This window comes from Mycobacterium sp. NGS17, assembly GCF_059813205.1.
Map to the genome: position 1 here is coordinate 1 of NZ_JCALED010000017.1, position 2791 is coordinate 2791.

Sequence of the window (2791 nt, forward strand, 5' to 3'; positions counted from 1 at the left end):
GCTGCGGGCGTCGAACACGTCGGTGCGAAACTCCACGTTCCCGCTGATTCCGGCGGGATCGCCGGCTTCCGTCCAGCGCTCGGCCAGCGATAGGACCAGGTCCATGCCGCCGGTGTGCGCACCGACTGGCAGCGAGGAGATCTGCAGGTCACCCAACGCCAGTCCGGCGGCGGGATCGTTGGTCTGCCAGTTTTGCCAGGCCAACATCACCTGAACCAGTGGGTGGTGGTTCAGCGAGCGGGTGGGATTGAGCCGCTCGACCAGCACCTCAAAGGGCACATCTTGATGCTCATACGCCGCCAGACTGCGCTGACGCACCTGAGCCAGCAACTCGGCGGCGGTCAGTTCCCCCGCTACATCCACCCGCAACACCAGCGTGTTGACGAAGAAACCCACCAACTCGTCCAGCGCAGGGTCGCGGCGCCCCGCGATCGGGAACCCGACTGCCACATCCGCGCTGCCGCTAAGCGTCGACAGCAACACCGCGAGGGCCGCCTGCATCACCATGAAACCGGTCGCGTTGTGCTCTGCCGCCATTTCGCGGACCCGCTGCTGCACTTCGGCCGGCCAGTCCACCACCACGCTGGCACTGCGGTAATCGGCAACCGGCGGATAGGGGCGATCAGTGGGCAACTGCAGCCGCTCGGGCATTCCAGCCAGCGCGTCTTCCCAGTAGGCCAGCTGTGCACCGATCCGGCTGGCGCTGTCGTCCAGATCACCGAACTGCGCGCGCTGCCACAACGTGTAATCGACGTACTGCACCGGCAACGGCGCGAGATCCGGGGCCTGCCCGACAGATCGGCTGGCGTAAGCCACGGCCAGATCCCGGACCAGCGGGCTCACCGAGACCCCGTCGGCCGCGATGTGGTGCACCACCGCAACCAGCACATGGTCATCCTCGGCGACACGGAAAAGCCCTGCCCGGAAGGGGATCTCGGTCGCCAAGTCAAACGGGTAGCGCGCCGCGACGCCGACGGCCTCCTGGAGCCGGTCGTCCGGCCAGCCGGCAGCGTCAATGACCTGCCAACCGAAGTCCTGCTTGGGTGCCACCACCAACTGCTGGGGGACGCCGTCGGTCGCGAGAAACAGTGTGCGCAGGCTCTCATGGCGGCCCACCACGTCAGACAGCGCCTCGCCCAACGCGTCGGCGTCGAGGCGACCACTCAGGCGCAGCGCCACCGCCATGTTGTAAACGGCTGAAGATCCCTGTAATTGATTGATGAACCACAACCGGCTCTGGGCAAACGACAGCGGAACCACCGCCGGCCGCTCGAGGGCCACCAACGGCTCCAGCCCACCCTCGCCGGCACCGATACGGGGAACCAACTCGGTGACGGTTGGCGCCTCGAACAAAGCACGGACCGGAACGCTGGCGTCGAACGATCTGTTGATCGCCGCGATGACGCGCATCGCCGACAGGGAATCGCCACCCAGATCGAAGAACGACTCGTCGACGCCGACGCGCTGCAGTCCCAGCACCTGGGCGTAGACACCAGCGACGATCTCCTCGATCGCCGTGGATGGAGCGCGATAACCGACAACATCCTGGTACTCCGGCACCGGGAGGGCCCGTTTATCGAGTTTGCCGTTGACCGTGAGGGGCAAGGCGTCGATCGGCACTATCGCGGCGGGGACCATGTACGCCGGGAGCCGCTCGGCCAGGGCCGTGCGCAGCGCGGCCGGCTCGGCGGTCCCGGTGACGTAACCGACCAGGCGCTTGTCGCCGGGGATGTCCTCGCGTGCGATCACCACCGCCTGCTGCACCTCGTCCATTGCGGCCAGTGCCGCTTGGACCTCACCGAGCTCGATGCGGTAGCCGCGGATCTTGACCTGGTCATCGGAACGCCCGAAATACTGCAGCTCCCCGTCAGCGTCCCACGACACGACGTCCCCGGTGCGATACATCCGCGCCGAGGTCCCACCGAACGGGCACGCCACGAATCGCGACGCCGTCAAACCCGCGCGGCCCACATAGCCATACCCCGCCCCCGAACCGGCGACGTACAGGTCACCGGCCACGCCGGCGGGTACCGGGCGCAACCAGCTGTCCAGCACAAAGAATCCGAGGTGGGCCAGCGGCACGCCGATGGGGCTGGCGTTTCGCTCGACGTCGCTGCTGACGATCTCCCTGAACGAGGCGTGCACCGTCGTCTCGGTCGTGCCATACATATTGATCAATCGCGGCGAAACCGGGTGATTGTCCAGCCAGGTTGCCAGACGCTGGGGCTCGAGCGCTTCACCGGCGAATATCACGGTGGAGAGGTTGAGGTGGTCCGCGATTTCGGGGGCGAGCGCGTCGGCGGTCTGCAGTGCGTAAAACGCCGAGGGCGTCTGACTCAACACACTGACCTGCTCGGCGACCAGCAACGCGTGGAAATCCTCCGGCGAACGCGCCACCGACTCCGGCACCACCACCAGCCGCCCACCATGCAGCAGCGCACCCCAGATCTCACACACCGAGACGTCAAAGGCCAACGAATGCCACTGCGACCACACCTGCCCGGACAACTCCAGCCGGTGCTCCATCGAGGTCAACAACTCGATCACGTTGCGGTGGGTTATCGCCACGCCCTTGGGGACGCCGGTAGTGCCCGAGGTGTAGATCAAATACGCGACATCATCGGCCGGCTGCTCCGGTAAGGCAGCGCTGGGTTGCGCACTGATGCTGGGATCGTTGACGTCGATGAGCACGAGGTCACGCCCATCCAGCCGGTCGAGCAATTCGCTGGTGGTGACGGCGGCAACGGGGGCGGCGTCACCGAGGATGAACTCTGCTCGCGCCGCCGGCACC

At 66.5% G+C, this 2791-nt stretch carries 1 protein-coding gene; it reads right to left on the reverse strand.

What is annotated here, in order from left to right; translation table 11 throughout:
• Positions 1-2791: amino acid adenylation domain-containing protein (locus AC5Y7E_RS24140; RefSeq protein ID WP_499950930.1), on the reverse strand; the 2791-nt coding region annotated here is incomplete at both ends.